The organism is Ruegeria sp. C6 (assembly GCF_056537625.1).
The window spans coordinates 1,108,071-1,132,662 of the sequence record NZ_JBQFRW010000001.1; the positions used below are offsets into that span (position 1 = coordinate 1,108,071).

The following is a 24,592-nucleotide window of genomic DNA, read 5'->3' on the forward strand; positions in this document are numbered from 1 at the left end:
TAACCACTTTCGAGGATCAACCATGTCGCAAGACATCGACTACGGGAATCTGATGCACACGGCCATGCGAGGCCTGATCAAGACCGTCCTGACCGACGTGTCCGAAACCGGCCTGCCCGGTTCGCATCATTTCTTTATCACTTTTGATACACGGCATGAGGGCGTTGAGTTGGCCGATTGGCTGCGTGAGCGCTATCCAGGCGAGATGACGATTGTCATGCAGCACTGGTTCGAAAACCTCGAAGTCGGTGACGATGGCTTTTCGATTACGCTGAATTTCGGGGATGCGCCGGAACCCCTTTACATCCCCTATCTGGCGATCAAGACCTTCGTGGATCCTTCGGTTGAGTTTGGCTTGCGCTTTGAAAGCCCAGAAGACGAGGACGAAGAGATCCATGTGACGGAAGAAGCCCCGATTGAGCTTGAGGCCGAAGAGACGGAACCTCAGCATGATGCGGATGTGGTCTCGCTGGACAGCTTCCGGAAATGACCCAGAAAACCCCGCTTGATGCGGGGTTTATTCTTTTCGAAGGAATGTCTCGACCGAGCGCGACTTAATCCCATCGCGAAACCGGGAAAATGACAGGTCGAGCCCACCATCAGCTAGTGTCCGGTCAAATTGCTGAAGCTCATAGCCACCGTTTTCGGCTATGAACAACGAAAACACCGTCAGAGTATCTCCTTCGATCCGCCCCCAAACAAAGGGTTCCCCTTTCATCGGGTCAAGCGGCACCTCATGGCCAAACACATTACGCTTCATGGCCGCAGAATAAACATCGGGCCGATCCGAGCTTTGAAAATCAACCGAGTATTTCTCATCCTTGATGCGACCGTCGGCTTTGTAAGTCGTGGTGGTCCAACTCACGTTGAAGCCCCCTTTAATTTCCTGTATCGAAACGCTCATATCCCGAGGGGTCGCCGTACCATCCGCATCAACAACGTCGGCCGAACCGGTATAGTCGCCCACGAACGGCTCGATTCCCGTCGCCTGAGCGTGTTGCACAAATACTGCCAGCCAAAAACTCGCGGCAAACAATAACGCAAGCGTATACAAAGGGCTTTTGAGAAGTGACACGCGCATGGTTGCCTCCGTCAGGGTTATTGTCCCATCTTAACTTTAGCCCGCCGACGTACAATGGCACTGTTTTCGCTAACAGAAATTATTTGTAGCTGTGCCGCGTCTATACCTTTGCGCGGCCTAAGTTTAAGGTGCGCTCAACTGGCCGATTGCGCCACAGCCTTGCTGCGGGTAAACGGCATACGACTGCATACCAGACCGGAGCGACCGATGTCTCAAACCCGCACTGAATCCGACAGCTTTGGCCCGCTTGAGGTGCCTGCCGATAAGTACTGGGGCGCGCAAACGCAGCGTTCGATCATGAACTTCCCCATCGGCTGGGAAAAGCAGCCCGTCGCCATCGTGCGCGCGCTGGGTGTGATCAAAAAGGCCTGTGCAATTGAAAACAAGGCCATCGGCAAGCTGGACGCCAAGATCGCCGACGCGATCATACAAGCGGCCGGTGAAGTGTTCGAAGGCAAGTTTGACGACAACTTTCCTCTGGTCGTATGGCAAACCGGCTCGGGCACGCAATCCAACATGAACTCGAACGAGGTCATTGCGAACCGCGCGATTGAGATTATGGGTGGCGAGATTGGCTCGAAAGATCCCGTTCACCCGAATGATCACTGCAATATGGGTCAATCCTCGAACGATACTTTCCCCACCGCGATGCACATCGCCACAGCGATGAGTGTGCGCGATGTGTTGATGCCCGGGCTTGAGAAGTTCGCCTCGGCGCTGGAAGCCAAGGCAAAAGAGTTTGCCGGTATCATCAAGATCGGCCGCACCCATACGCAGGATGCCACGCCGTTGACGTTGGAACAGGAATTCGGCGGGTATGCGCACCAAATCCGTCAGGGCATTGCGCGTGTAGAAGCTGCAATGCCCGGTATCTATGAACTGGCTCAAGGCGGTACTGCTGTGGGTACCGGTTTGAACACGCATGGCGGCTGGGATGAGGCTGTCGCCAAGAATATGGCCGATATCACCGGCCTGCCCTTTGTGACCGCGCCGAACAAATTCGAAGCTCTGGCCGCACATGATGCCATGGTCTTTTTGTCGGGCGCTTTGGCCACGATTGCCGGTTCCTGCTACAAGATTGCCAACGATATCCGTCTGTTGGGTTCGGGGCCCCGCTCAGGATTGGGTGAGCTTATCCTGCCCGAAAACGAGCCCGGTTCCTCCATCATGCCCGGAAAGGTGAACCCGACACAGGCCGAAGCGCTGACTCAGGTGGCCGCGCATGTGATGGGCAACGACGCAGCAATGAAGTTTGCAGGCTCGCAGGGCCATTTCCAGTTGAACGTCTACAACCCGATGATGTCCTATAACCTGCTGCAGTCGATCCAGCTGCTCGGCGATGCAACCGACAGCTTTACCGAGCGAATGCTGTTGGGCATCAAAGCCAACGAGTCACGCATCGACAAGCTGATGAAGGAATCCCTGATGCTGGTGACTGCTCTGGCACCAACAATCGGGTATGACAACGCCACGACCGTCGCCAAAACAGCGCACAAGAACGGCACAACACTTAAGGAAGAAGCCATTGCGTTGGGCTTTGTGGACGAGGCTACGTTTGATGCGGTTGTACGGCCCGAGCATATGATTGGACCCAAGGACTGATGGGTAAACCGGTTAACCTGAACCGGTTTCGAAAAGAAAAAGCGCGGGCTGAAAAAAAGGCCCGCGCGGATGCAAACGCTGCGAAACACGGACAATCCAAAGCCGACAGGACCGTTGTAAAGCTGCAGCAAGACCGGCAGCGCCGGGACCTTGACGGTCACAAGGTCGACGAATGAGTGGACGTCCTGTCAAACGCTCCCTGACCTTGCAAGGTCATCGAACATCCGTTTCGCTTGAGGATGAGTTCTGGCAAGCCTTCCGTGATATCGCGCGGGAAAAAGATATCCCAATCAATGTCCTGGCGGCAAATATTGATGCAGAGCGCGACCCGGAAACCGGACTGGCTTCGGCCATTCGTGTCTTCATTCTGAATTGGTATCGTCAAACCGATTGAGTACTTGATTTCAAACAATCGCGTCGCTTATCCTCGCGGAGAACAAAAAGGGTACATTCATGAACGATTTGGCAACGGGCCCAGATGGAAAACCTCGGTGTTCGTGGTGCAACGCCGCCCCCGAATTCTTTGACTATCATGATAACGAATGGGGATATCCGGTTTCCGATGACAGACGATTGTTTGAGAAACTGTGCCTCGAGAGCTTTCAGTCAGGCTTGAGTTGGCGCAGCATTCTGTCAAAACGCGAGAATTTCAGGGCAGCGTTTAGAAACTTTGATTTCAACAAGATAGCAGAATTTTCTGATGCAGATATCAATCGACTTCTGAACGACAAAGGCATCGTGCGACACCGCGGCAAGATTGAAGCCGTTATCAACAATGCCTGCCGCGTGCAGGACCTAATCGCTTCCGAAGGATCATTGGCCGCTTATGTCTGGAGGTACGAGCCTACGGCGCCACCCGCCCCGCAAAGCGCTTCCACGTCGGCAGAATCCATTGCGATGTCGAAAGATCTGAAAAAACGCGGTTGGAAATTCGTAGGCCCCACCACGATCTTTGCCTTTATGCAGGCCATGGGGTTGATCAATGATCACGCCAACGGATGTGTTATGCGCGAAAAAGCGGCGCAATTGCGCCGCGATTTCATCAAACCTGGATAGATTACCCCACGATCAGATCGAGGCGCGGAAGATATTGTCGATATTCCCGCCGAGCGCTGCATTGAATTCCGCGTCTGATTGCTGCTTGGACAGCCCTTCGGTCAGTGCGCGCGAAAACGACGCGATCATCTTGCTGTTTTGGCCAAGCAGGTCGCAGGCCTGCTCGGTCGAGTATCCGCCGGAAAGCGCCACAACACGCAGGACGCGCGGGTGATCCGCCACCTCATCATACAGGTTGGCCTGGCTGGGGATCGTCAGCTTCAGCATCACTTCCTGACCCTCGACCAATTGATCCAGGTTCTTCAGAATTTCTGATTTCAGAATGTCCTCAGCTTCGGCCTTGGTTTCCGAGTGGATGTTTACCTCAGGCTCGACAATTGGGACCATTCCCGCATCAGTGACCACGCGTGCGACCTGGAACTGCTGCGCGACAACGTCGGCAATGCCCTGAGCATTGGCTTCGTGGATAACTGAACGTTCCTTGGTGCCAAAAACCCCATCCGCCTTGGACAGCGTTTCAGCCAGCCCCGGAATTGGCTTCATCATCTGAACACCGTTGGCCTGATCCTCAAGTCCCTTGTCGATTTTCAGAAACGGCACGATGCCTTTTTCGGACCACAGATAATCCGCGACCTTCTTGCCGTCGATTTCTTCGCCCAAGGTCCGTTCGAACAGGATCGCGCCAATCACTTTATCCTTGGTGAAATCGTCAGCCAGAATGATCCGCGCGCGCATCTTCTGAATCTCGCCGAACATCTCTTCGTCTGATCCGTAATCCGATGCTTCAACACCATACAAAGCCAGCGCTTTGGGGGTTGAACCGCCGCTTTGGTCCAGTGCTGCGATAAATCCTGCGCCTTCGGACATCTGCGCGCGCTGTTCTGCTTTCGACATAACTCAATCCCGTTCAATATGATTCCGCATTTTCAATCCGCATACAGCATGCCGAAGAGCGATGGTAGTTTGTTAGCGCTCAACCAAGCGCAACCAAATTCCGTCTTTCGATCTGACGGTCAAATGCGCGACCGGTACCGGCGTTTCGTCTGGTATTGTTTCGAATCGGTAACGACGCAAGAGCATCGATAAGATCAAAGGACCTTCTACCATCGCGAACCCTGCGCCCGTGCAGACCCGGGGGCCAGCCGAAAAGGGAATATAGGCCTCGCGCTGGCATTTCTTTCCGTTTTCCGTCGTCCATCGCGTGGGGTCGAAATCGTCCGGCCGGTCCCAAAGCCTTTCGTGCCGATGTAAGTGCCAGGGGCTTACAACGATCTGAGAACCCTGCGAAATATCCCGATCACGGAAGCGTTCAGGACATGTCGCCTCGCGCACCATCATTGGAACTGGTGGATACAGGCGCAAAGCTTCACGAAACACATCGCGGCTAAGTTTCAATTGGGACATGGTTGAAAATTCGGGTGTGTCCAGAGCTTTCGCTTCCTCAGCCAGCTTTTCCTGCCAGTCCGGATACATCGCCATCAGATAGAGCGTCCAAGCCAGTGCAGACGCGCTGGTTTCATGCCCCGCCAAAAAGAAGATGGCGACCTGATCGACCATTTCCTGCGCATCAAACCGGTCTCCGGTTTCCGGGTCTGTAGTCGTCATGATCTTGGTGGCCAGATCATCGGGGGCCGACCCGTTTTCGATTGCTATAGCGCGTTCATCCGTCAATCGGCTGATCAGATCCCGAATCTCGCCGGCGGTTTGTCGAGTTTTGCGAGAATGAAATCGGGGCATCCAGCTTGGAACCGGCACGAATGCGGCCAGGTTCAGCAAGGGCTGTTCGCGCTGATAGATTCGGAATTTATCGAAGACCTGCGCGGCAACCTCATGTTCGATAGGAACCGAAAACAGGGTACGGAAAATCACATCCGCCGCGACATGGCTTGTGATTTCTTCACATTCCACCCTCTGCCCAACTCTGCCTGAAAGCCGATCCGCACAAGCCTGCGCCGCATTTAACATTGCGGGAAACGTGTCTTTCAAACGTCCGCCTTCAAAGGCGGGATCAATGATCCTGCGCTGCCGTTTCCAGACTTCGCCATTGGTCAGGAACACGGACCGGCCCAATAAGGGGCGTAAGCCTTCGCTGATGCGATTTGATTTTGGAAACGCATCCGGGCGCTCTTTCAGAACAGCGTGGATCAGATCGGGTTGGTTGACCATATACGAGCGAAAGAACAGCGTTCGGAATTCAGCCATCCATGCTCGATATAGACGCTGGGGCTGAGCAGACAGCAAGTCTTGCCGAAACAGACGTAGATACCGCCACAGCGAGACTTTATCCGGTCGTGCTTCGGGCTTTGGGGGCGTCATGCTTCCACCGCAATGTATTTCGAAACCGCCCGTTCAATGCGCGACCGAGATGGCGCGCGCCCTTCAAACCGCTGCTTCAATGTTTCAGGACCTGCGGTGATGCGGAAATAGTCATAAAGTCCAGGTTGATCGAACGCACAAAGATATTGAAAGTGCAGGCGAAAAAAGCGCCAACGCAATTGCTGCCATCGCGCGGGGGACAGTGTTTGGGTGAAGGCCGCAGAAAGAACCAGCGGCCCGCATTTTTTGGGGCCAGCGACGCCGCTGACCGCGACCGGATCGCACAACGCAAACGCGCAGCCATCCCCCGGTGCAGAGACATCGATCCAAGTCATATCCGCGCGTTCGGATAGATATTTAAGATCAGCGCGAAGCGTGTGTGCCTGCGGTAGAAACGAAACCATTGGCACCACCTGTCCCAAGGTCAGAAAGGATACGACTGGCTTATCCAGTACACCGCCCCGTCGTCGTAAAACATCTGCCAACACTGACACACCAAGATGGGCGCCAGAGCTGTGACCTACGACCAGCACCTCATCGGTGTCTGTGTCCAGCGTCTCGGTGATCAGGCCAGAAAACTCCCGCAGCCTCGATTGCAGATCTTGCGAATACGCGCCGTATAGCTTCGCCGAGTGGGCATAGTCATGCATAAGGTAATAAGCGAACAGTCGATTATCGATCTTTCGGAACCATTGCATCAGAGCATAGATTACCCCGGCAGCAGGTACCAAAGACCACCACCCAACGAGTGGTTTCAATACAGAGACTAAACCCCAAGCAATCAACAACGATGCAAAAAGCTGCAGCAGCAGCATTGCCACCGGGTATAGCGCCGCAATTACGGGCCCCTTGCGCAGCTGCATCAGCCGCCAAAGCGTACCGGTCGAGATATATATCCAGGCGGTTCTCGCCAGTTGCAGATAGGTTGCCGGGATCGATTGAGCCATGCTGTCACGCACGATATCGGACCAGACCAGAACCTGAACATCTGCATCAACAGGATTGCCGTCCTGCTGAGAAGTCACCTGCCAGCCGTAGGGACCTTCTCCCGCCCTGGCGCCAATATCGATCTGGTATCCCGATATCTCAGCCTGGGCGCCCCCCTCTTTGCGGTAGAGCTCTCGATATCGGCGCGGATGAATCGGGTCGTAGCCGGGAATGTAAAACACCCGGCGTTTGCGCACCTGCGGATTGGATTGCTGACTGCTCATTACCCGGCCCTCTGCGCCAAAGATTAGCGCAGCGTTGACGCCAAGGTAAGACCTGGCGTCTATCCATCCGTGTTTAAAGCCAGAGGGTTAACCGAGGTTTGCCAAAGCCGGAAATGTTTCCAGCAGCCACCAGCTGAATTCGGTGAACAAACCGGTGACAAGCATGATGCCGACAAAAAGCAGCAGCCCGCCCATCACCTTCTCGATTGTGCCCATATGCGGTTTGATGCGGTTCATAACCGCCATCGAGCGGTTCAGGAACATCGCAGCCAGCAAGAATGGAATGCCCAGGCCTGCCGCATATACGCCAAGCAATACGGTGCCACGCGTGACTGATGCTTCGGAGGCGGCCAGCGACAAGATTGCACCTAATTGTGGGCCGATACACGGCGTCCAACCGAAGGCGAAGGCCAGTCCCAGAATATATGCCCCGAACACAGATCCGCTGGAGTCACCCGTATCAACGCGTGCCTCACGATCCAACAAAGGAATACGGAACACGTTCAGAAAGTGCAGGCCAAAGACAATGACGACAGCGCCCGAGAGTTTGGCGAAAAGCACCTGATTCTGAAGTACAAACGCCCCAAAGACCGAGGCTGTGAAGCCTAGCAGCAGGAACACTGTCGATAGACCCAAAACAAAAAACAGTGCCGCCAAGGTCGCCTTGCGCCGCGCGCGCGCCTCATCCTGCATCTCGTTGATAGTCACACCGCTCATATACGCGAGGTAAGGTGGCACAATCGGCAGCACGCAGGGAGACAGAAAACTTATCAACCCGCCCAGCATGGCGATAAACATGGCAGGCAGAAGGCCCGCGTCTATGATCTCAATTCCGAACATGACTCAGCACATATGGTATCGCGCGGGTTTCGTCACGAGGCCATTCGGTCACATCCTCGTGGTTGCGCGCTGGACAGTATCGCTCGTTAGAAATATCTCAGCCCCATGACCAATGAGATTGAAACACTGGATGCGTTGGGATTGTTGTGCCCCCTGCCTGTTTTGAAGGCTCGGAAGCGCCTGAAATCCTTGCCTGCGGGGGGTATGCTGCGCGTGCTGGCCGATGATCCAGCCGCGACTATCGACGTACCGCATTTCTGCACCGAATCTGGCCACACACTTGTCTCGCAAGAAACAGTGGATGGTCATCAGATATATGTGATCCAAAAATCGGCCTGAGGTTTCTTTGGAACGCACGCTAATGCAAAAAGGCGGGCCAGTTGGCCCGCCTTTTTCTTACTGTCCCAATGACCACCACCCTCGGCGCTTTGGCTTGGCCGGCGCGGGTTCGGGTTCGTCCGCCACTGCCTCCAAGACCGGCTCTGGGGTGGCAGCCTCAATGACTTCGGGTTCTGCTGCCACGGTCGATTCTTCGGCAACCGGTTCAGGCGCTTCAGCAGGTTCCTCTGGCACTTCTTTGGCGACTTCAGAAGCCGACGTTGCTTCGGCGATCTCAAGCTCTGATGGTGCATCAGCACTATCGGGCTCAGCGGCTGGTTCGATGCTTTCAGACTCATCGGCTGGCTCTTGCTGTTCAGCCTCGGCGGCCTCAGCATTGACCGGCTCTTTCTGCGGATCGGAGTTCGCATTATCCGCTTCGGTCTGCGTCTCGCTTGCTTCGACTGTGGCCTCAGTATCCTTTTTGCGTCGACGCGGTGCCCGGCGCTTTTTGGGTTTGGCCGCTTTCTCAGCATCTTCCTCAGCAACAGGCTCAGCCTCGGTCTGCTTGGCCTCGACGCTCTCAGCTTCGTTGCTCGAGTCGGTTACACTGTCTGCGTCAGACTCGTCTGCATTGCCATCCGGCGCGTCACCATTGCCCGAACTCTTCTTGCGCCGGCGCCGACGCCGTTTACGCTTGGGCTTAGTCTCTTCCTCGGTCTGAACCGCAGTTTCTTCTTCGTTTTCGTCCTCATCCGTGGCGTCGACCATATCCATCAGCGACGCATCAACCGATACCACCGGCGCAGTTGCTTCAGGAACAACGCGGCTAGCGGTCTTGAACTTCTCCATCGAGAAGTCGGGGCTGACCAAATGAACGTCCCCTTCGATCCGAACCGACAAACCATACCGCGCTTCGATCTGCGCGATGTGTTCGCGTTTCTGGTTCATCAGGAAGTTGGCGATGCTAACCGGGCAACGCACCAATACCTCACGCGAACGGCGGCGAGTGCCTTCCTCTTCAATCTGGCGAAGGATTGACAGTGCCATATTGTCGTCCGACCGGATCAGGCCGGTACCATGGCAAGACGGGCATGGCTGGGTCGTCGCCTCAAGCATTCCAGGACGCAGACGCTGACGGCTCATTTCGAGCAGTCCAAAGCCCGAAATCCGGCCCACCTGAATACGGGCACGATCCGTTTTCAGCTTGTCCTTCAGTCGCTTCTCAACGGCCGAGTTATTTTTGCGCTCGTCCATATCGATGAAATCGATCACGATCAGACCGGCCAGATCGCGCAGACGCAATTGGCGCGCCACTTCTTCGGCGGCCTCCAGATTGGTCTTCAACGCGGTTTCCTCGATCGAGCCTTCTTTGGTCGCCCGGCCCGAGTTCACATCGATCGCCACCAGCGCTTCGGTCACGCCGATCACGATATAGCCACCGGATTTCAGCTGAACCGTCGGGTTGAACATCCCGGCCAGATAGCTTTCCACCTGATATCGCGCGAATAGCGGCAGCGCGTCTTCGTATCGCTTCACGTTCTTGGCGTGCGACGGCATGATCATCTTCATGAAGTCTTTGGCGATGCGATACCCGCCCTCGCCTTCAACCAGAACCTCATCGATGTCGCGATTATACAAGTCGCGGATCGAGCGTTTGATTAGGTCGCCTTCTTCATAAATTTTCGCAGGCGCAATGGATTGCAACGTCAGCTCGCGGATCTGCTCCCACAGTCGTTGCAGGTATTCATAGTCGCGCTTGATCTCTGATTTGGTCCGCTTGGCACCCGCCGTACGAACGATCAGACCCGCGCCCGTGGGCACGTCGATTTCAGCGGCAATGTCTTTCAGTTTCTTCCGGTCAGCGGCATTGGTGATCTTGCGGCTAATTCCGCCGCCCCTTGCGGTATTGGGCATCAGTACGCAGTACCGACCCGCCAAAGACAGATACGTGGTAAGTGCCGCACCCTTGTTGCCGCGCTCTTCCTTGACCACCTGCACCAGCAGGACCTGACGCACCTTGATAACTTCCTGAATCTTGTAGCGGCGCGGGCGTGGCTTGCGCGGAGGACGGATATCCTCGCTATCGTCTTCGTCCGCCACCGACTCGATGGTATCGTCTTTCGAAGCCGCGTCAGCGCTTTTGCTTTCTGTCTCGCCATCCGCCTCGGGCTCATCGCCAGAAGCTTCCGCCTCCTCTTCGTCAGACTTGGCTTCGACCTCATCCGAAGGTTCTTCTTGGTCGGTATCAGTTGCTTCGACCGGCGCGTCTTCCGCTACCTCAGCAGTCTCTTCTGGCGCTTCCGCCTGTCGATCTACATCTTCGGACTTGGCTTCTTCGATCGGAGCTTCTTCAGCGACAGGCTCGGCGGCATCCTCAGGCTCTTCCACCGGCGTCTCGGCAACGATTTCCATCGGAGACGTCCCTTCGGGCACCTCCGTCTCTTCACCGTCATCCAGATCGATGGTTTCCATTCCGGTCGGCTCTGAGGAAACCTCCAGCGTCTCAACCGGATCGTCCGTCTTGACGTCAGCGGCCTTCGAGCGCGAACGCGACCGGCGCTTCTTGGGCTTTGTTTCCTCGGCCTCATCCCGCGCCTTCATCGCCTCGGCATAGGCGCGCTCTTCCTCCATCAGCGCCTCGCGGTCAGCGACGGGGATCTGGTAGTAGTCGGGATGGATTTCGGAAAAGGCCAGAAACCCGTGCCGGTTCCCGCCGTAATCCACAAATGCCGCCTGTAGCGACGGCTCAACCCGTGTTACTTTTGCAAGATAGATGTTGCCAGCAAGCTGGCGTTTGTTTTCGGATTCAAAGTCAAATTCCTCAACCTTGTTTCCGTCGACCACCACAACGCGGGTTTCCTCCGCGTGGGTGGCATCGATAAGCATTTTCTTAGCCATGTGTCCTTGGTGCACCGCGCCAAACGCGTTGTCCTGACCCGTCCAGGCGGACAGGCGCTTTTGGGGAGGTGTCTTGTACGGGCGATATCGGACGGCGCGCGGCAGGGTCTGGCGCTTTGGCCCCCTGCCCGTATACTCAATCGTTGCGCGCGCGTCATCGCGGTTCTTCTCCGACAGGCGCGTCTAAATGCGGCCCGCCCATTTATTCCTTTCACCCGCATAGACGGGTTCAGGCGTTCATCTGCCCCATTGGGGCATAATCGGTCTGCCGCGCCGCGCAGGATCTATCCTCACCATCAGCTCAGCAGCGAAACTCAAAACACGGGGCTTGCAGGCACAAAATACCCGGCCCGTTCGATCACAATAAAAGCAGTCCTGTGGAAAAGACAATGGGCAAACTGCATCGCGCCCCAAGAACGCGCCGAAGAGTCCCTTCATCTGTTCAAAATATCCAGGGGTTGAATTGAACCGCAGGCTCAAGAGGGGGCCAGCCCCCTCCTCCACCTTCACAGGTAATCCGAACGCTGCAACCCGTACTTCGCCATCTTTTCGTTCAGTGTCCGGCGTGGCAGGCAGAGTTCTTCCATCACCGAGGCGATCGATCCCTTGTGACGGCGCATCGTATTGTCGATCAGCATCCGCTCGAAGGCTTCAACATATTCCTTCAACGGCTTGCCTTCAGTTGTCATCACTGGCTGCATCTCTTCGTGATCCGACATCAGCAGCGAAGCAATTGTCCCCGACCCGCGCCGCGACTGCAGCACCGCACGCTCAGCAATGTTGATCAACTGCCTCACATTCCCGGGCCACGGGGCCTGAAGCAGCTGAGCCGCTTCCTGCGCACTGACCTGAGGCGCGTCGCAGCCATATTCCTCTGCGAACTGTTCGCTCAGACGGGTGAACAGCGTCAGGATGTCCTCACCCCGCTGTCGCAGCGGAGGCATGGTGATGCGCAGCGCCGCCAACCGATAGAACAGATCGGGACGCAATACATCTTCTGAGGTTTTGCCCGCTTCCTGCAGGTTCGAAATCGCAACGATCCGCGTTTCCGCAGGGGTGCCCTGTTCATTCATAACGCTCAATAGACGGGCCTGCAGCGTATCACTCAGGGCTTCGACATCCTCAAGAACCAGCGTACCGCCTCGGGCCTCTTCGATGGCGGGCAACTGCGTGTCTTCGGGGAGCATCGGGCCAAACAGGCGTTTCGACAGCGCTTCTTCCTCAAGTGCTGCGCAAGAAACCAGGACGAATTTCTTACCCGCCCGGCTACCAACCGCGTGCAATGCATGCGCCACCAAAGTCTTTCCGGTTCCGGTTTCCCCATCGATCAGGACATGACCATCCGCCTGCCCCAGATCCAGAATATCTTCACGCAACCGCTCCATGACGGGGCTGGCACCGATTAGCTTGTTCATGATCTGCGTACCGCCAGACAGCTCACGCCGCAGGGCTCGGTTGTCGAGCGTCAGACGACGCGCATTGCTGGCGCGTTTGGCCAGTTCGGACATGCGATCGGGGTTAAACGGCTTTTCAAGGAAATCGAACGCCCCGACACGCATCGCCTCTACGGCCATTGGCACGTCGCCATGTCCCGTGATCATGATCACCGGAAGCGTGCTATCGGCCCCCATCAGCTTTTTCAGCAGTTGAATGCCATCCATTCCAGGCATCTTGATGTCAGAAATCACGATCCCGGGGTATTCTGGCCCCAACACCTTGAGCGCATCCTCGGCGCTTGAAAAGGTTTCGGTGTCGTACCCCGACAAAGCCAGCCACTGGCTGATCGACTGGCGCATGTCCTGTTCATCATCCACGATGGCGATTTTCATGGCCTGTGCCATAGTCACTTCCTCTATTCCGCGGCCTCAAGGCCGTCGCTTCCCAATATGGGCAATTGCATCTCAAACACCGCGCCACCCTGTTGGCCGTTGCGCGCGGTCAGCCGTCCGCCATGGTCGTTCACGATCCCGGACGAGATGGCAAGCCCCAGACCAACGCCGTCCCCCGGGCGTTTGGTCGTATAAAACGGCTCGAACAGGTTTTCGATATCCTCGATCCCGTGGCCATTGTCCCGCACGGTCAGTACCGCAGTTTCACCTGCAGCGAGAATGATCTCGACATCCGGCTCATCCACAGACTTGGTCGCATCCAGCGCATTGCGCAAGAGATTGACCATAACCTGTTCGATCCGCATCCGATCACCCATCACTATAACAGGTTCTTCGGGCAAAATCTGGGTTATCTTCACATGCCGCTGACGCAGCTGCGGCTCCATCATCGACAGGGACGAGGCCAGCGCTTCGCCAAGATTTACTGGCGAAAATGCATCTGCACCTTTGCGCGCATAGGATTTGAGCTGGCGCGTGATCGCCCCCATCCGCTCGATCAATCCGTCGATCCGTCCAAAGCTGGCCAACGCCTCCTCGGGTCGGTTTCGACGCAAAAGCAGACGCGCGCCGGCCAGATAAGTTTTCATCGCAGCCAGAGGTTGATTTAACTCGTGACTGACTGCCGCAGACATCTCTCCAAGTGCTGCCAGTTTTGAGCTCTGGGCAAGGGTTTGTTCGGCAACTTCCAGCGTCTTTTCAACACGTTCACGCTCAGCGATTTCCCGCTGCAGCCTTACGTTCAATGCGCGAAGCTCCGCCGACTCGCGCTGGAACAAGGTCATGCGCAACGTCGCTCTGCGGCTGAGCGCATAGAAGGTCAGCGCCAGAAGAATCGCAAATGCCATGATCTCAAGCGCCAGAACGCTGTTCACCCGCTCGCGGATCGATGAATAGGTGGTGAACGAAGTCATTTGCCAGCCCCGGAACGGAATGCGGGTCTCCATCCGCATCACAGCCTCGCCCTGAAGATAGGCATCGGGGGGCAAAGCGCTCCAATCGGTTGTGGCCCGGATTGCGCGCTGGATCGCGTTCTGAGGGGGTTGGCGCAACATGGCACCGCTTTCATCCAGACCTCGCCACTGAGGCTCGGTCGAGAGGATGATCGTACCGGTGCTGTCGGTGACCATCACCGCATCAGAAATACCTGCCCATGCGCGTTCAAATTTCTGCAGATCAACTTCAACTACGATCACGCCAAGGATCTCTGCATTCGCCTCGATTCGCCGCGAGTACACAAAGCTGTAACCGCCGGACTCACGTGGAATGACCGAGAATATAGTGGCATTCGACCGGATAGCATCGATGAAGTAAGGCGAGTTCCGGTGGCTTTCCTGCAACCGGTTCCGGTCGGTTGCAGCACGTGTCAGGCCATCCCCATCCAGCAAAACCAGCGAGGCCGCCCCGATTTCTTCAACGAAAGAGATCAGGCGCTGGCTCGACAGCGTGTAATCGCTGGATTGCAGGGCCGAAATCAGGGTGGGGTCACGGGCAAGCAACTGCGGCACGATGGCGTTTCGTCGCAACTCACTCAGCAGGTTGCCGGAATACAAGGCTAACCGCAGTTCGGCCCGGTTTCTGGTCGATTCGGTGAAGCGACTTGTTAGCAGACTGTTGGTGATCCACACTGTGGCGACGGTAGCAAGCAGCAACAAAAACACGGCAAGACGCAGCCGCCAGCCCATAGGCGCGCCGCGAAACCGGTTCAGAAACCCTTTGCTGTTTGCTTGATCTTCCGCGCTCATGTACTGACGCTACGCGTCCCGACTGATGACCTCAAGTCACGCGGGCGTCAGCACCCCGGCCAATGCGCGGAAGAGCGCCGTCCCGTCAGTGCCTCCGTGGCCTGAATCCGCCGCCCGTTCTGGGTGGGGCATCATGCCTAACACGCGCCGGTTGTGCGATAAAATCCCTGCAATATCGTCGCGCGAACCATTGGGATTTTCGGCATATGTGAAGGCAACGCGATCCTGATCTTTCAACTCGGCCAAGGTCTCATCGTCTGCGAAATAATTGCCATCGTGATGCGCAATCGGGATATCGATCACATCCCCGGCATTGTACCCTTCAGTAAAGGCGCTATCGCTGGTTTCGACCTTCAGTCCGATCGTTTTGCAGATGTATTTCAGACCGGCATTGCGCAACAGCGCGCCAGGCAGAATTCCGGTTTCGGTCAGAACTTGAAAACCGTTGCAGATGCCGACGGCATAGCCACCACGCTCGGTATGCGCGGCCAGCGCTTTACAAATGGGCGATTGCGCCGCAATCGCGCCGCAGCGCAGATAGTCGCCGTAAGAAAACCCACCCGGCACACCGACGATATCTATACCCACGGGCAGCGCGGCATCCTTGTGCCAGACCATATCGACGGAAAAACCGGCCTGCTCGAAAGCAACGGCAAGATCACGATCGCAGTTGGAACCGGGGAAAACAATGACGGCTGCGCGCATGGCGGACCCTCCTAGGTCGGAAAACTCAGAGCAGTTCGATCTCGAAGCGTTCGATGACCGTGTTGGCCAACAGCTTTTCGCACATCTTGGTTACGTCCGCCTCGGTCGCGCCGTCTGCCAGTTCCAGATCGATCACCTTGCCCTGACGGACACCTTCGACCTGATCAAAGCCCATCGCACCCAATGCGTGACGCACAGCCTCGCCCTGCGGGTCCAGAACCCCGTTCTTGAGCATCACATGCACACGTGCTTTCATTTTCGAGAACTCCACTGATGGACCGCGCATCGATCCGTTTCGTTGGGCGCGGGATACCCCGCTTGGGTTTGTCGGACAACCCTGTCGATATGAGACAGGATCAGTTGATCAGCGTTGGTTTTGTGACATTGCTTTTGGGCAGAACGCCAAGACGGCGGGCGACCTCAGAATATGCATCAGTCAGACTACCCAGATCACGGCGGAACACATCCTTGTCCAGCTTCTGACCGGTTTCGATATCCCATAGACGGCAGCTATCGGGGCTGATTTCGTCCGCAATGATCAGTCGTTGGAAATCGCCTTCGAACACGCGCCCGATCTCGATTTTGAAATCGACCAGACGAATACCAACCGCCAGCATCACGCCGCTCATGAAATCATTAACGCGCAGTGCAAGGCTCAGGATATCGTCCATATCCTGCTGGCTCGCCCAGCCGAATGCCGCAATGTGCTCTTCGGTCACCAGCGGATCACCCAGCGCATCGTCCTTGTAGCAGTATTCAACAATCGGGCGCGGCAGTTGAGTACCCTCGGCGATACCGAGGCGTTTGGACATCGATCCGGCGGCATAGTTGCGGACGATCACTTCCAGTGGAATGATCTCACAATTCCGCACAAGTTGCTCCCGCATGTTCAGACGGCGAATAAAGTGCGTCGGAACTCCGATCTGGGCCAGACCGGTCATGAAGAATTCGCTCAACCGGTTGTTCAGAACGCCCTTTCCATCGATCACGTCTTTCTTCTCGGCGTTGAAAGCTGTGGCGTCATCCTTGAAGTACTGCACGATGGTGCCCGGCTCGGGACCTTCATACAGGATCTTGGCTTTACCTTCGTAAATCTTCTTGCGACGCGCCATGAGCGACCTTTCCAGTCTGGGGAAAGGGAATGAGTCCCTTCACGTTGGCGCCCTCATAGTGCAAGCCCCGCTTTCCCGCAAGTTCGCAACCCCGAGAGGCTTTGACGCAGCGCAAATACCTTGCGCACAGGGCGTCGTATAGTCATATCATCAGAAAAGAACATCTAACCCAAGAGGTCCCCAACCAATGACCACATTCGACGAACGTGAAGCCGCGTTTGAAAACAAATTCGCTCATGACGAAAAGATGCAGTTCATCGCCCGGATGCGCCGCAATCGATTTATGGCTGTATGGGCCTCGGCGCTGAAAGGCGAGACTGTGGAACAGGCGCGTAAATACGGGCAGGAACTGGTCCACACCGACCTGCAAAATGTCAGCGAAGACGATGTTGTCGAGGCGGTCAAAGGATACCTCGGTGATCTCGCGGATGAGGCTAAAATCCGCGAGAAGATGGTCGAACTTCTGGTCGAAGCCAAAGAGCAGGTGATGGCAGAAGCCGAGTCCTGATGCCTGAGCTTCAAAACTCATGATCTTCATGAGTTTTATGAATTTGATTTGACGCCCCGGTCATGAGACACGGGGCGTCTCATATTTTTACGGGCTGTGGCCCCAATTTTGGAATACTCCAATGACAAACGCGCTCAGCAACCTTCTGGAAACCGTAGACGTCATTCTGGCGGATGGCGCGACCGGGACGAACCTGTTCAACATGGGCCTGCAATCAGGCGATGCGCCGGAATTGTGGAATGTCGATGCGCCTGACAAGATTCGTGCTCTGTATCAGGGCTCGGTCGATGCCGGCAGTGATCTGTTTTTGACAAACACATTTGGTGGAACAGCCGCGCGTTTGAAGTTACACGACGCCCAGAACCGCGTGGCCGAGCTGAACCGTACTGGCGCTGAACTGGGTCGCGAAGTCGCTGATAAAGCAGGCCGCCCAATCATCGTGGCCGGATCCGTTGGTCCGACCGGCGAGATCATGGAACCTGTCGGTAGCCTCTCACACGCCGAAGCCGTCGAGATGTTTCATGAACAAGCTGAGGCATTGAAGGCCGGAGGCGCAGATGTTCTGTGGCTTGAGACCATAAGCGCGCCGGAAGAATTCCGGGCTGCGGCAGAAGCGTTCGCTCTGGCAGATATGCCGTGGTGCGGCACCATGAGTTTTGACACGGCTGGCCGCACAATGATGGGTGTTACATCTTCTGATCTCGCAATGATCGTGGAAACTCTGCCCAATCCTCCGTTTGCGTTCGGGGCGAATTGCGGCACTGGTGCCTCGGATATACTGCGGACGGTGCTTGGGTTCGCTGCCCAAGGAAACGAACGTCCACTGATTTCCAAGGGCAACGCAGGGATCCCGAAATATGTGGACGGTCATATCCATTATGATGGAACGCCTGAACTGATGGGCCAGTACGCCGCCATGGCGCGCGATGCAGGTGCAACGATCATTGGCGGTTGCTGTGGCACTATGCCTGCGCATTTGCGCAAAATGCGCGAGGCGTTAGATAACGGTCCGCGCGGCGAGCGCCCGACCCTGGATCAGATCGTATCGGCGCTTGGTCCGTTTACCTCAGCCTCAGATGGCACTGGGGACGAGGCCGTTCCCGAACGGCGCACTCGTCGCCGCCGCCGGGCCTGATTGAATGATCAGCGCCCTTCGAATTTCGCAGGGCGCTTTTCAAGAAATGCTACGACGCCTTCGGCAAAGTCTCGGGTACGTCCGCATTCGCCCTGCAGGTGGGCTTCGGCTGCAAGTTGCTGAGGTAATGTTCTATCGTAAGTTCCCCGGATCGCTTGTTTGATCGCGCGAAACCCAGAGGTTGGGCCATTCGCCAAATACGCAGCTCTCTTGCGCCAATGAGCGTCGAACTCATCATCCGCAACCGCTTCCCAGATCAATCCCCATTCATCCGCCTGGCGCGCGCTGATCTTGTCTGCAAACAACGCTGCACCCATCGCTTTGGCAAACCCCATCTGACGCGGCATGAACCAGGTGCCGCCTGCATCGGGCAGCAGACCGATCCGAGCGAAAGCTTGCAGGAAATAGGCACTCTCGGTTGCTATCACCACATCGGCACAAAGTGCCAGGTTAGCCCCCGCCCCCGCTGCTGGTCCGTTAACTGCCGCTATAGTTGGCACGGGGCAATCATAGACAGCCTCAAGCATCGGTTCATATTCGTCCCGAAGCGCGCGTTCGAGGTCGATCTTTCCTGTGCTCGACGCGTCGCCAAGATCTTGCCCCGAACAAAAGGCAGGTCCAGCACCGGTCAGGACGATCGCGCGAGCGTGTTGCGCGGCGTCTTTCATTGCGTAGGTGATCTCGGCCCGCATCTGCGTAGTCAACGCATTCATCTTATCCGGCCGGTTCAATGTCAAAACCGCCAAGTTATCAGTAATGTCCAGAAGGACCGCTTCGTATTCCATGCAAAACCTCAGCTGCGCAGCGTTCTGCAAAACACTGACGCAAATGCGGAAAAAGGAAAAGAAGAACCGCGCGTCAGTCTTCCAGAATTCGGCGCAGACGCTCTTGTTCTTCCTCACTAAGGCCTTCTGAATGCGCTACTTCCTGATGCTGCGAACGCTTGCGCAAAAAGTTCCACCCCATGCCGGCCGCTATCAGCAGCATGACAGGAGCCGACAGCCATAACAACAGATTGGCGCCGGTCGCGGTAGGTTTCAGCAGCACATATTCGCCATAGCGATCAACGATGAAGTCCATAACCTCTTGATCAGTATCCCCCGCAACCAGACGTTCTCGCACCAAGATACGCAGATCACGCGCAAGTTCAGCATTGCTTTCGTCAATGCTTTCGTTCCGGCACACCAAGCAGCGCAGACCGGTACTGATATCCCGTGCTCGTGTCTCGAGCGCCGGGTCGTCAAGCACTTCATCCGGCTGAATAGCCATGATGGGGGATGCAATCAGCAGCAGGATAACAAGCAGGCGCTTCATTCGGCAGGAACCCCGCTTGCAGGCGTTTTCCGTGCACCGGCTGCAACACGGAAACGGCGATCCGACAGGCTGAGCACACCGCCCAGAGCCATGAGGATACATCCGCCCCAAATCCAGTTGGCCAGAGGTTTGATATAGGTACGCATCACCCAGCCGCCATCAGCTTGTTGATCCCCGATCACAACATATAGATCGCGCAGAAAGCGGTAGTCGATTGCAGCCTCAGTTGTCGGCATCCGTGCCACAGGGTAGTCGCGCTTTTCCGGGTTAAGAGTCGCGATATAGCGCCCGTCCTTCTCAACAAGCACATCCGCCATGGTTGAGAAATAGTTCGGCCCCTGTACCTGACGCACATCTTGCAACGTCAACGTAAACTGCCCCACTTCAAAAGGCTGACCCGGTTGAGCGACGCGAATATCCTCGACTTCCCAAGCGGTTAGGCCTGCGATGGCAAACATGGTGACGCCCAAACCACTATGGGCCACCGCCTTACCCCAGTCTGCGCCGGGCAGTCGAAACAGGCGTCCAAAACTGCCTTTGCGGCCAGTGCGGCTCCAAAGATCGACGATGGCGCCGAAGGTGATCCACGCCCCCAGGAACAAACCTACGGGTCCCAATGCGCTGCGTCCGGTCTGCATCACCCAGACCAGTATCGCGATCGTGACCGCCAGCACAAATGCATAGCGCAAAGACCATGCCGCCCGGCTTAGCTTGCCCCGCTTCCACGGCAGCATTGCGCCGACGGGAAGAACGATTCCGAGGGCGACCATGAATGGGGTAAATGCCGCATTGAAGAACGGCGCGCCCACCGAGAGTTTTCTATCGAACGCCATCTCGGCCACCATTGGCCACATTGTGCCAAAAAACACGACAAAGCAGCTAACTGCCAACAAGATGTTGTTCAGAACCAATGCACTTTCGCGGCTGACCATTCCGAAGACACCCTTCGCCTCCATCGCCTGCGCGCGTGCAGCAAACAGGGTCAACGCACCGCCGGTAAAGATGATCAGGATGAACAGGATAAATACGCCACGCTCAGGATCATTGGCAAAAGCATGGACCGAAGTCAGCAGCCCCGATCTCACGATAAAGGTCCCGATCAGAGAAAACCCAAACGCGATAATCGCAAGCAAGATCGTCCAGCTTTTCAACGACTCGCGTTTTTCCACCACGATGGAGGAATGCAATAGAGCGGCCGCCAGTAACCAAGGCATAAAGCTGGCGTTCTCAACAGGATCCCAGAACCAGAACCCGCCCCAGCCCAATTCGTAGTAGGCCCACCAGGATCCAAGCGCGATACCGATCGTCAGGAAGACCCAAGCCGCCAATGTCCAAGGCCGTACCCAACGCCCCCAAGCCGCGTCCACCCGGCCCTCGATCAATGCAGCAACGGCAAAACTGAACGCCATGCTGAGGCCGACATAGCCCAGATACAGGAATGGCGGATGGAAGGCCAAACCGGGGTCCTGCAGCAGCGGGTTCAGGTCCCGTCCATCGAATGGAGGAACAGGCAGTCGGTCAAACGGGTTCGATGTGAAGAGGATAAAGGCATAGAAAGCCACTCCGATCGCGGCCTGAACGGCCAGCACCCGCGCCTTTAAGGTCGGAGGCAAGCCAGCGCCGAATATGGCGGCCATCGCGCCGAATATCGCTACAATCAGGACCCATAACAGCATCGAACCTTCATGGTTTCCCCAGGTCCCGGTGATCTTGTAGAGCATCGGTTTTGCCGAATGGCTATTCTCGACCACGATCCGCAACGAGAAGTCAGACGTGGTAAACGCCCAGACCAGCGCACCAAAGGAAAAGGCGGCCAAAATGAACTGCGTGATGGCGGCCGGTTCAGCGAAAACCATCCACCCGTTCCAACGGTTGGCAGCCCCGATCAACGGCACCACAGTTTGGACGATGGCAACGAGGAAGGCTAAGATAAGTGCGAAATGGCCGAGTTCTGTAATCATGGCCTGCTTATACTGCGGCACCGGTGCAAGTGCCATTCACATTCGCCTCGGATCACCGCACATAATGTCGCGCCTCAGGTCTTTCGTAGTCGCTTCCAGTCCTCCAATGCAGGGTTCGAATCCGGCTGGTTGACTGCTTCGGCCAACGATGCGTCCGAGCCAGTATCGGCGACACCCGGACTGTCATCGCGCAACCCGCGGATCGTTTCACGATTGGCGATCACCTCAGGCGCCCTCAGCATTGTCGCGCTGATTTCTCTTTGAAAATCCTGCGCTTTGATCTGATGCCGCGCGCCAAAGTAAAACGACACGATCACCCCTAACAGCCACCACAGTGGCTCTGGCACCAGCGCAATTCCCTGCATACGTGCTGCGAACCGCAGCGGATCGATCATGGCGGCCAGAAACAAACCCAATGTTCCCAAAGCCAGCGCCGGTCGCGGAAGGCGATTCAGCCCATCCATGAATCGATCAAACCTGGTTTTGCTTGGAGCTTGGAATTCAGTGCCGAATTGCGCCATGGCCGCACCGCGCAGTTCGACAGAACGCTCGGCACCGCTTTCTACATTTTCGCGAAACACTTCCGCAGTTTCGCGAACCACATTGCGACCTCCGCCAAACAAGAGCGCCAACAAACCCGAGATCAAACCCATCCTGAAACCCTTTTCTGAAACGCGTCCTCGCTAAGATGATACTTGGGCGATAAAAACTCTTCGGCACGCTTGATCCATCCGCCTTTGCCGCCCGCGCGAGTTCTGGCATATTTGCGAAGAGCGATCCGCCGGTCTGCTAAACGGAAGTAATAGTTTCGCCTTGCGACCCCATAGGCATCACGAAACACCAGAGGCTTTGGACTAGCCGCCTCCCGGCTAGCCTGCGCAGTCTGAGGGCCGATGACCCCGTCAACCGTAATGTCATACTCCATCTGCCGCAGCAGGTTCTGCAGGATTTTCACCGCTTGAGCTCCTGCATTGACGTACATGTCGAACACGGATGCCTGTACGGCTTCCGGCAGCACCTGAAGGCGAGGTTTCTCAAAATAGTGTTCCAGAAAAATATCGACGGCCTGCGCTTTGCTAAGCATGCGCACGTCTTGTTGCGTCACCGAACCATCTCGGTCCAGATCGAGACCCAATCTGCGCATGGTATGGATCGTCACCCCGTATTTCGTGGCACCGCCGGGATCATCGGGGTCATCCACAAAACCACCTTCCCGCGCCACGATCCCTTTTGCAATCTGTCGTACCGTCAACATCGTCACCCCTATGCCAAACTTTGGCAAACGGTCGGACAATTTCGTTAACACCACTGCAAAACAAAGGGCGCTGCCTACCTTAGCACGCAACGCCCCGCTTCTTCTGTTTAGAAATTTTAACGCCAATGGCATTCAGCGATGCTGCATTCAGCTATCGCCTGATTCCTGATAAACGCCTTGCTCTTTTAATGCGTCCACAACCTCTTTGGGCATGTAGGTTTCATCGTGTTTCGCAAGGATTTCAGTGGCTTCAAAGACTCCATTCACATAACTTCCGGTGCCCACCATACCCTGATTTTCCGAGAACAGATCAGGCAGAACACCGGTAAAAGCGACCTTTACGCTTTCACCGCCGTCGGTCACGACGAAATGCACAGTCTCACCCTGCCCGCGAATGATCGAACCTTCTTCGACCAATCCACCGATACGGAACACCTCGGTCGGTTTCGGCGGTTCTGCAATCACCTGACTGGGTGAGCGGAAAAAGTTGATGCCATCACGCATCGCATATCCGATCAGACCCGTCGCCAGTATCAGGGCCGCAACAGCCACTAGAATGACTTGTACACGACGACGTTTCTTAAGCGTTTTCATACCGTCCTCACGGGAACAAGGGGGCCATCATCAGACCCAGGGTTTCATCCTCACCTAACATCAGGTTGGCGTTCTGCAAGGCTTGCCCACTGCTACCTTTTGTCAGGTTATCCAATGCTGCCACCACGATTGCACGGCGTTCGATCCGATCTCCAACGACACCGATATGGCAGAAGTTCGACCCCCGCACATGGTGGGTTGAGGGCGTCTCGCCAAATGGCAGCATCTCAATGAAGGGCTCGGCTTCATAGGCCGATTGAAGTGTCTCATACACGCTCTGCGGGTCGCCCTTTACATAGGTTGTGGCCAGAATACCCCGGTTGGCCGGGATCAGGTGCGGTGTGAACTGCACATGCACCGTCCGTCCAGCCAGTTCCGAAAACTCCTGATCAAACTCGCCCAGATGCCGGTGCGTCCCGCCAACGGCATATGCGTTCGCCCCTTCACTGAGTTCTGCGTGCAATAGATTCTCTTTCAGCGCCCGACCTGCGCCCGAGACCGCGCATTTCAGGTCCAGAATGATGTCATCCAGATCAATCACACCCGCCGAAATCAGCGGACGCAGCACATACTGACCCGTCGCGGCATTGCATCCGGTCCCGGCAACCAGCCGAGCGCCGCGGATTTCGTCACGGTAGAACTCGGTCAGACCATAAACCGCCTCTTCCTGATGCCCAAGCGCGGCATGTGAATTCCCATACCACTTCTTGTATTCGTCGCCATCGCGAAGTCGAAAATCTGCTGACAGGTCAACAATTTTCAAGGTGTTGGGCAGTTCGCGAATGACTTCCTGACTAGTCTTGTGCGGCAGAGCGCAGAAACACAGGTCGATTTGGCTAAAGTCGATCTCGGAAATCTTGCAAAGCACCGGCAAATCCATATGGCGCAGATGCGGAAATACCTGCGCCATTGTCTGTCCAGCCTTCCGCTCGGCGGCCAGAGATTTGATTTCCATACTCGGATGCCCGGCGATCAGCCGCACGAGTTCCGCGCCGGTGTAACCAGAAGCGCCAAGAATTGCGATTTTGTGGGTCATGTCAGACCTCTTTCAT

The 24,592-nt window shown here is 56.1% G+C and carries 26 protein-coding genes; 8 read left to right on the top strand and 18 right to left on the bottom strand.

The features are described 5' to 3' along the window. Positions 1–22 precede the first annotated feature (22 nt). A complete protein-coding gene (locus tag ACR0MJ_RS05525) occupies positions 23–490 on the top strand; it encodes a ClpXP protease specificity-enhancing factor SspB (protein WP_170405597.1) in 468 nt (155 codons plus the stop codon). 27 nt (positions 491–517) lie between these two features. Here ACR0MJ_RS05525 and ACR0MJ_RS05530 read toward each other — a convergent pair whose 3' ends face one another. Then, positions 518–1,081: a hypothetical protein gene (locus tag ACR0MJ_RS05530; RefSeq protein WP_170405595.1), complete on the bottom strand. Its 564-nt coding sequence runs from the start codon at positions 1,079–1,081 to the stop codon at positions 518–520. A gap of 207 nt (positions 1,082–1,288) precedes the next feature. Here ACR0MJ_RS05530 and fumC point away from each other — a divergent pair, with 207 nt between their 5' ends. From fumC to ACR0MJ_RS05550, 4 genes are read left to right on the top strand one after another with little or no spacing between them, the layout of a single operon-like run. Next, positions 1,289–2,683 (top strand): class II fumarate hydratase, encoded by a 1,395-nt coding sequence (fumC, locus tag ACR0MJ_RS05535; protein ID WP_170610531.1) that lies wholly within the window; start codon positions 1,289–1,291, stop codon positions 2,681–2,683. Further along, on the top strand, positions 2,683–2,859 hold the full coding sequence (locus tag ACR0MJ_RS05540; RefSeq protein WP_170393154.1) for a DUF4169 family protein: 177 nt from the start codon (positions 2,683–2,685) through the stop codon (positions 2,857–2,859). The genes fumC and ACR0MJ_RS05540 overlap by 1 nt, the downstream gene beginning before the upstream one ends. Next, entirely contained in the window at positions 2,856–3,077 is a 222-nt protein-coding gene (locus tag ACR0MJ_RS05545) for a ribbon-helix-helix domain-containing protein (protein WP_170393155.1), read from the top strand. Before ACR0MJ_RS05540 ends, ACR0MJ_RS05545 begins: the two co-directional genes overlap by 4 nt. Before the next feature lie 59 nt (positions 3,078–3,136). Next, positions 3,137–3,739, top strand: coding sequence for a DNA-3-methyladenine glycosylase I (locus ACR0MJ_RS05550; protein WP_480759748.1), 603 nt, complete (start codon positions 3,137–3,139; stop codon positions 3,737–3,739). Positions 3,740–3,751: 12 nt separating this feature from the next. Here the strand turns inward: ACR0MJ_RS05550 and ACR0MJ_RS05555 are convergent, their stop codons facing one another. From ACR0MJ_RS05555 to ACR0MJ_RS05570, 4 genes are all read right to left on the bottom strand, one after another. After that, the gene (locus ACR0MJ_RS05555; RefSeq protein ID WP_170405587.1) at positions 3,752–4,633 is read right to left on the bottom strand and encodes a fructose bisphosphate aldolase; all 882 of its coding nucleotides are present in this window, start codon (positions 4,631–4,633) and stop codon (positions 3,752–3,754) included. Between the two features lie 72 nt (positions 4,634–4,705). Continuing rightward, positions 4,706–6,055 carry a cytochrome P450 gene (locus tag ACR0MJ_RS05560; RefSeq protein WP_480759752.1) on the bottom strand — a complete coding sequence of 450 codons (1,350 nt, stop codon included), beginning with the start codon at positions 6,053–6,055 and terminating at the stop codon, positions 4,706–4,708. Then, entirely contained in the window at positions 6,052–7,266 is a 1,215-nt protein-coding gene (locus tag ACR0MJ_RS05565; protein WP_480759754.1) for a hypothetical protein, read from the bottom strand. Before ACR0MJ_RS05565 ends, ACR0MJ_RS05560 begins: the two co-directional genes overlap by 4 nt. 87 nt (positions 7,267–7,353) lie before the next feature. Beyond that, the gene (locus tag ACR0MJ_RS05570; protein ID WP_170393160.1) at positions 7,354–8,106 is read right to left on the bottom strand and encodes a cytochrome c biogenesis CcdA family protein; all 753 of its coding nucleotides are present in this window, start codon (positions 8,104–8,106) and stop codon (positions 7,354–7,356) included. A 105-nt stretch (positions 8,107–8,211) separates the two neighbouring features. Between ACR0MJ_RS05570 and ACR0MJ_RS05575 the strand changes: the two genes are divergently transcribed. Then, positions 8,212–8,445, top strand: coding sequence for a sulfurtransferase TusA family protein (locus ACR0MJ_RS05575; RefSeq protein WP_480759758.1), 234 nt, complete (start codon positions 8,212–8,214; stop codon positions 8,443–8,445). Between the two features lie 57 nt (positions 8,446–8,502). On the opposite strand, the gene ACR0MJ_RS05580 is transcribed toward ACR0MJ_RS05575, so the two are convergent. From ACR0MJ_RS05580 to purC, 6 genes are all read right to left on the bottom strand, one after another. Next, the gene (locus tag ACR0MJ_RS05580) at positions 8,503–11,325 is read right to left on the bottom strand and encodes an Rne/Rng family ribonuclease (RefSeq protein WP_480759760.1); all 2,823 of its coding nucleotides are present in this window, start codon (positions 11,323–11,325) and stop codon (positions 8,503–8,505) included. A 506-nt stretch (positions 11,326–11,831) separates the two neighbouring features. Then, the gene (locus ACR0MJ_RS05585; protein WP_170393162.1) at positions 11,832–13,166 is read right to left on the bottom strand and encodes a sigma-54-dependent transcriptional regulator; all 1,335 of its coding nucleotides are present in this window, start codon (positions 13,164–13,166) and stop codon (positions 11,832–11,834) included. An 11-nt stretch (positions 13,167–13,177) separates the two neighbouring features. After that, positions 13,178–14,956, bottom strand: a complete 1,779-nt coding sequence (locus ACR0MJ_RS05590) for a sensor histidine kinase (RefSeq protein ID WP_480438519.1) — start codon at positions 14,954–14,956, stop codon at positions 13,178–13,180. 36 nt (positions 14,957–14,992) lie between these two features. Further along, positions 14,993–15,661: a phosphoribosylformylglycinamidine synthase subunit PurQ gene (gene purQ / locus ACR0MJ_RS05595; RefSeq protein ID WP_480759762.1), complete on the bottom strand. Its 669-nt coding sequence runs from the start codon at positions 15,659–15,661 to the stop codon at positions 14,993–14,995. Positions 15,662–15,686: 25 nt separating this feature from the next. Next, positions 15,687–15,917 (bottom strand): phosphoribosylformylglycinamidine synthase subunit PurS, encoded by a 231-nt coding sequence (gene purS, locus ACR0MJ_RS05600; protein WP_010439914.1) that lies wholly within the window; start codon positions 15,915–15,917, stop codon positions 15,687–15,689. A 100-nt stretch (positions 15,918–16,017) separates the two neighbouring features. Further along, entirely contained in the window at positions 16,018–16,773 is a 756-nt protein-coding gene (purC, locus tag ACR0MJ_RS05605; RefSeq protein ID WP_170393164.1) for a phosphoribosylaminoimidazolesuccinocarboxamide synthase, read from the bottom strand. A 187-nt stretch (positions 16,774–16,960) separates the two neighbouring features. Here purC and ACR0MJ_RS05610 point away from each other — a divergent pair, with 187 nt between their 5' ends. Continuing rightward, on the top strand, positions 16,961–17,281 hold the full coding sequence (locus ACR0MJ_RS05610; protein WP_170393165.1) for a DUF1476 domain-containing protein: 321 nt from the start codon (positions 16,961–16,963) through the stop codon (positions 17,279–17,281). A gap of 121 nt (positions 17,282–17,402) precedes the next feature. Further along, a complete protein-coding gene (bmt, locus tag ACR0MJ_RS05615; protein ID WP_480759765.1) occupies positions 17,403–18,416 on the top strand; it encodes a betaine--homocysteine S-methyltransferase in 1,014 nt (337 codons plus the stop codon). 8 nt (positions 18,417–18,424) lie between these two features. Here bmt and ACR0MJ_RS05620 read toward each other — a convergent pair whose 3' ends face one another. The 7 genes from ACR0MJ_RS05620 to argC all read right to left on the bottom strand — a co-directional run bounded on the left by ACR0MJ_RS05620 (position 18,425) and on the right by argC (position 24,576). Beyond that, complete coding sequence (locus tag ACR0MJ_RS05620; protein WP_170393167.1) at positions 18,425–19,201, bottom strand: enoyl-CoA hydratase-related protein; 777 nt, start codon at positions 19,199–19,201, stop codon at positions 18,425–18,427. A gap of 73 nt (positions 19,202–19,274) precedes the next feature. Beyond that, positions 19,275–19,730, bottom strand: coding sequence for a cytochrome c-type biogenesis protein (locus tag ACR0MJ_RS05625; RefSeq protein ID WP_480759769.1), 456 nt, complete (start codon positions 19,728–19,730; stop codon positions 19,275–19,277). Continuing rightward, positions 19,727–21,691 (bottom strand): heme lyase CcmF/NrfE family subunit, encoded by a 1,965-nt coding sequence (locus tag ACR0MJ_RS05630; RefSeq protein ID WP_480760303.1) that lies wholly within the window; start codon positions 21,689–21,691, stop codon positions 19,727–19,729. Before ACR0MJ_RS05630 ends, ACR0MJ_RS05625 begins: the two co-directional genes overlap by 4 nt. A 74-nt stretch (positions 21,692–21,765) precedes the next feature. After that, entirely contained in the window at positions 21,766–22,344 is a 579-nt protein-coding gene (locus tag ACR0MJ_RS05635; RefSeq protein ID WP_480759771.1) for a holin family protein, read from the bottom strand. Continuing rightward, positions 22,335–22,946 (bottom strand): holin-associated N-acetylmuramidase, encoded by a 612-nt coding sequence (locus ACR0MJ_RS05640; RefSeq protein ID WP_480561545.1) that lies wholly within the window; start codon positions 22,944–22,946, stop codon positions 22,335–22,337. The genes ACR0MJ_RS05635 and ACR0MJ_RS05640 overlap by 10 nt, the downstream gene beginning before the upstream one ends. A gap of 147 nt (positions 22,947–23,093) precedes the next feature. Beyond that, a complete protein-coding gene (gene ccmE / locus ACR0MJ_RS05645) occupies positions 23,094–23,540 on the bottom strand; it encodes a cytochrome c maturation protein CcmE (protein WP_170405562.1) in 447 nt (148 codons plus the stop codon). A gap of 7 nt (positions 23,541–23,547) precedes the next feature. Continuing rightward, the gene (gene argC, locus ACR0MJ_RS05650; protein WP_170610496.1) at positions 23,548–24,576 is read right to left on the bottom strand and encodes an N-acetyl-gamma-glutamyl-phosphate reductase; all 1,029 of its coding nucleotides are present in this window, start codon (positions 24,574–24,576) and stop codon (positions 23,548–23,550) included. Between the last annotated feature and the right edge of the window lie 16 nt (positions 24,577–24,592).

Bases quoted from the DNA above. Each gene is read 5' to 3' on its own strand.
- ACR0MJ_RS05525 (WP_170405597.1), top strand. From the start codon at position 23: ATGTCGCAAGACATCGACTACGGGAATCTGATGCACACGGCCATGCGA.
- ACR0MJ_RS05530 (WP_170405595.1), bottom strand. From the start codon at position 1,081: ATGCGCGTGTCACTTCTCAAAAGCCCTTTGTATACGCTTGCGTTATTG.
- fumC (WP_170610531.1), top strand. From the start codon at position 1,289: ATGTCTCAAACCCGCACTGAATCCGACAGCTTTGGCCCGCTTGAGGTG.
- ACR0MJ_RS05540 (WP_170393154.1), top strand. From the start codon at position 2,683: ATGGGTAAACCGGTTAACCTGAACCGGTTTCGAAAAGAAAAAGCGCGG.
- ACR0MJ_RS05545 (WP_170393155.1), top strand. From the start codon at position 2,856: ATGAGTGGACGTCCTGTCAAACGCTCCCTGACCTTGCAAGGTCATCGA.
- ACR0MJ_RS05550 (WP_480759748.1), top strand. From the start codon at position 3,137: ATGAACGATTTGGCAACGGGCCCAGATGGAAAACCTCGGTGTTCGTGG.
- ACR0MJ_RS05555 (WP_170405587.1), bottom strand. From the start codon at position 4,633: ATGTCGAAAGCAGAACAGCGCGCGCAGATGTCCGAAGGCGCAGGATTT.
- ACR0MJ_RS05560 (WP_480759752.1), bottom strand. From the start codon at position 6,055: ATGACGCCCCCAAAGCCCGAAGCACGACCGGATAAAGTCTCGCTGTGG.
- ACR0MJ_RS05565 (WP_480759754.1), bottom strand. From the start codon at position 7,266: ATGAGCAGTCAGCAATCCAATCCGCAGGTGCGCAAACGCCGGGTGTTT.
- ACR0MJ_RS05570 (WP_170393160.1), bottom strand. From the start codon at position 8,106: ATGTTCGGAATTGAGATCATAGACGCGGGCCTTCTGCCTGCCATGTTT.
- ACR0MJ_RS05575 (WP_480759758.1), top strand. From the start codon at position 8,212: ATGACCAATGAGATTGAAACACTGGATGCGTTGGGATTGTTGTGCCCC.
- ACR0MJ_RS05580 (WP_480759760.1), bottom strand. From the start codon at position 11,325: ATGGCTAAGAAAATGCTTATCGATGCCACCCACGCGGAGGAAACCCGC.
- ACR0MJ_RS05585 (WP_170393162.1), bottom strand. From the start codon at position 13,166: ATGGCACAGGCCATGAAAATCGCCATCGTGGATGATGAACAGGACATG.
- ACR0MJ_RS05590 (WP_480438519.1), bottom strand. From the start codon at position 14,956: ATGAGCGCGGAAGATCAAGCAAACAGCAAAGGGTTTCTGAACCGGTTT.
- purQ (WP_480759762.1), bottom strand. From the start codon at position 15,661: ATGCGCGCAGCCGTCATTGTTTTCCCCGGTTCCAACTGCGATCGTGAT.
- purS (WP_010439914.1), bottom strand. From the start codon at position 15,917: ATGAAAGCACGTGTGCATGTGATGCTCAAGAACGGGGTTCTGGACCCG.
- purC (WP_170393164.1), bottom strand. From the start codon at position 16,773: ATGGCGCGTCGCAAGAAGATTTACGAAGGTAAAGCCAAGATCCTGTAT.
- ACR0MJ_RS05610 (WP_170393165.1), top strand. From the start codon at position 16,961: ATGACCACATTCGACGAACGTGAAGCCGCGTTTGAAAACAAATTCGCT.
- bmt (WP_480759765.1), top strand. From the start codon at position 17,403: ATGACAAACGCGCTCAGCAACCTTCTGGAAACCGTAGACGTCATTCTG.
- ACR0MJ_RS05620 (WP_170393167.1), bottom strand. From the start codon at position 19,201: ATGGAATACGAAGCGGTCCTTCTGGACATTACTGATAACTTGGCGGTT.
- ACR0MJ_RS05625 (WP_480759769.1), bottom strand. From the start codon at position 19,730: ATGAAGCGCCTGCTTGTTATCCTGCTGCTGATTGCATCCCCCATCATG.
- ACR0MJ_RS05630 (WP_480760303.1), bottom strand. From the start codon at position 21,691: ATGATTACAGAACTCGGCCATTTCGCACTTATCTTAGCCTTCCTCGTT.
- ACR0MJ_RS05635 (WP_480759771.1), bottom strand. From the start codon at position 22,344: ATGGGTTTGATCTCGGGTTTGTTGGCGCTCTTGTTTGGCGGAGGTCGC.
- ACR0MJ_RS05640 (WP_480561545.1), bottom strand. From the start codon at position 22,946: ATGTTGACGGTACGACAGATTGCAAAAGGGATCGTGGCGCGGGAAGGT.
- ccmE (WP_170405562.1), bottom strand. From the start codon at position 23,540: ATGAAAACGCTTAAGAAACGTCGTCGTGTACAAGTCATTCTAGTGGCT.
- argC (WP_170610496.1), bottom strand. From the start codon at position 24,576: ATGACCCACAAAATCGCAATTCTTGGCGCTTCTGGTTACACCGGCGCG.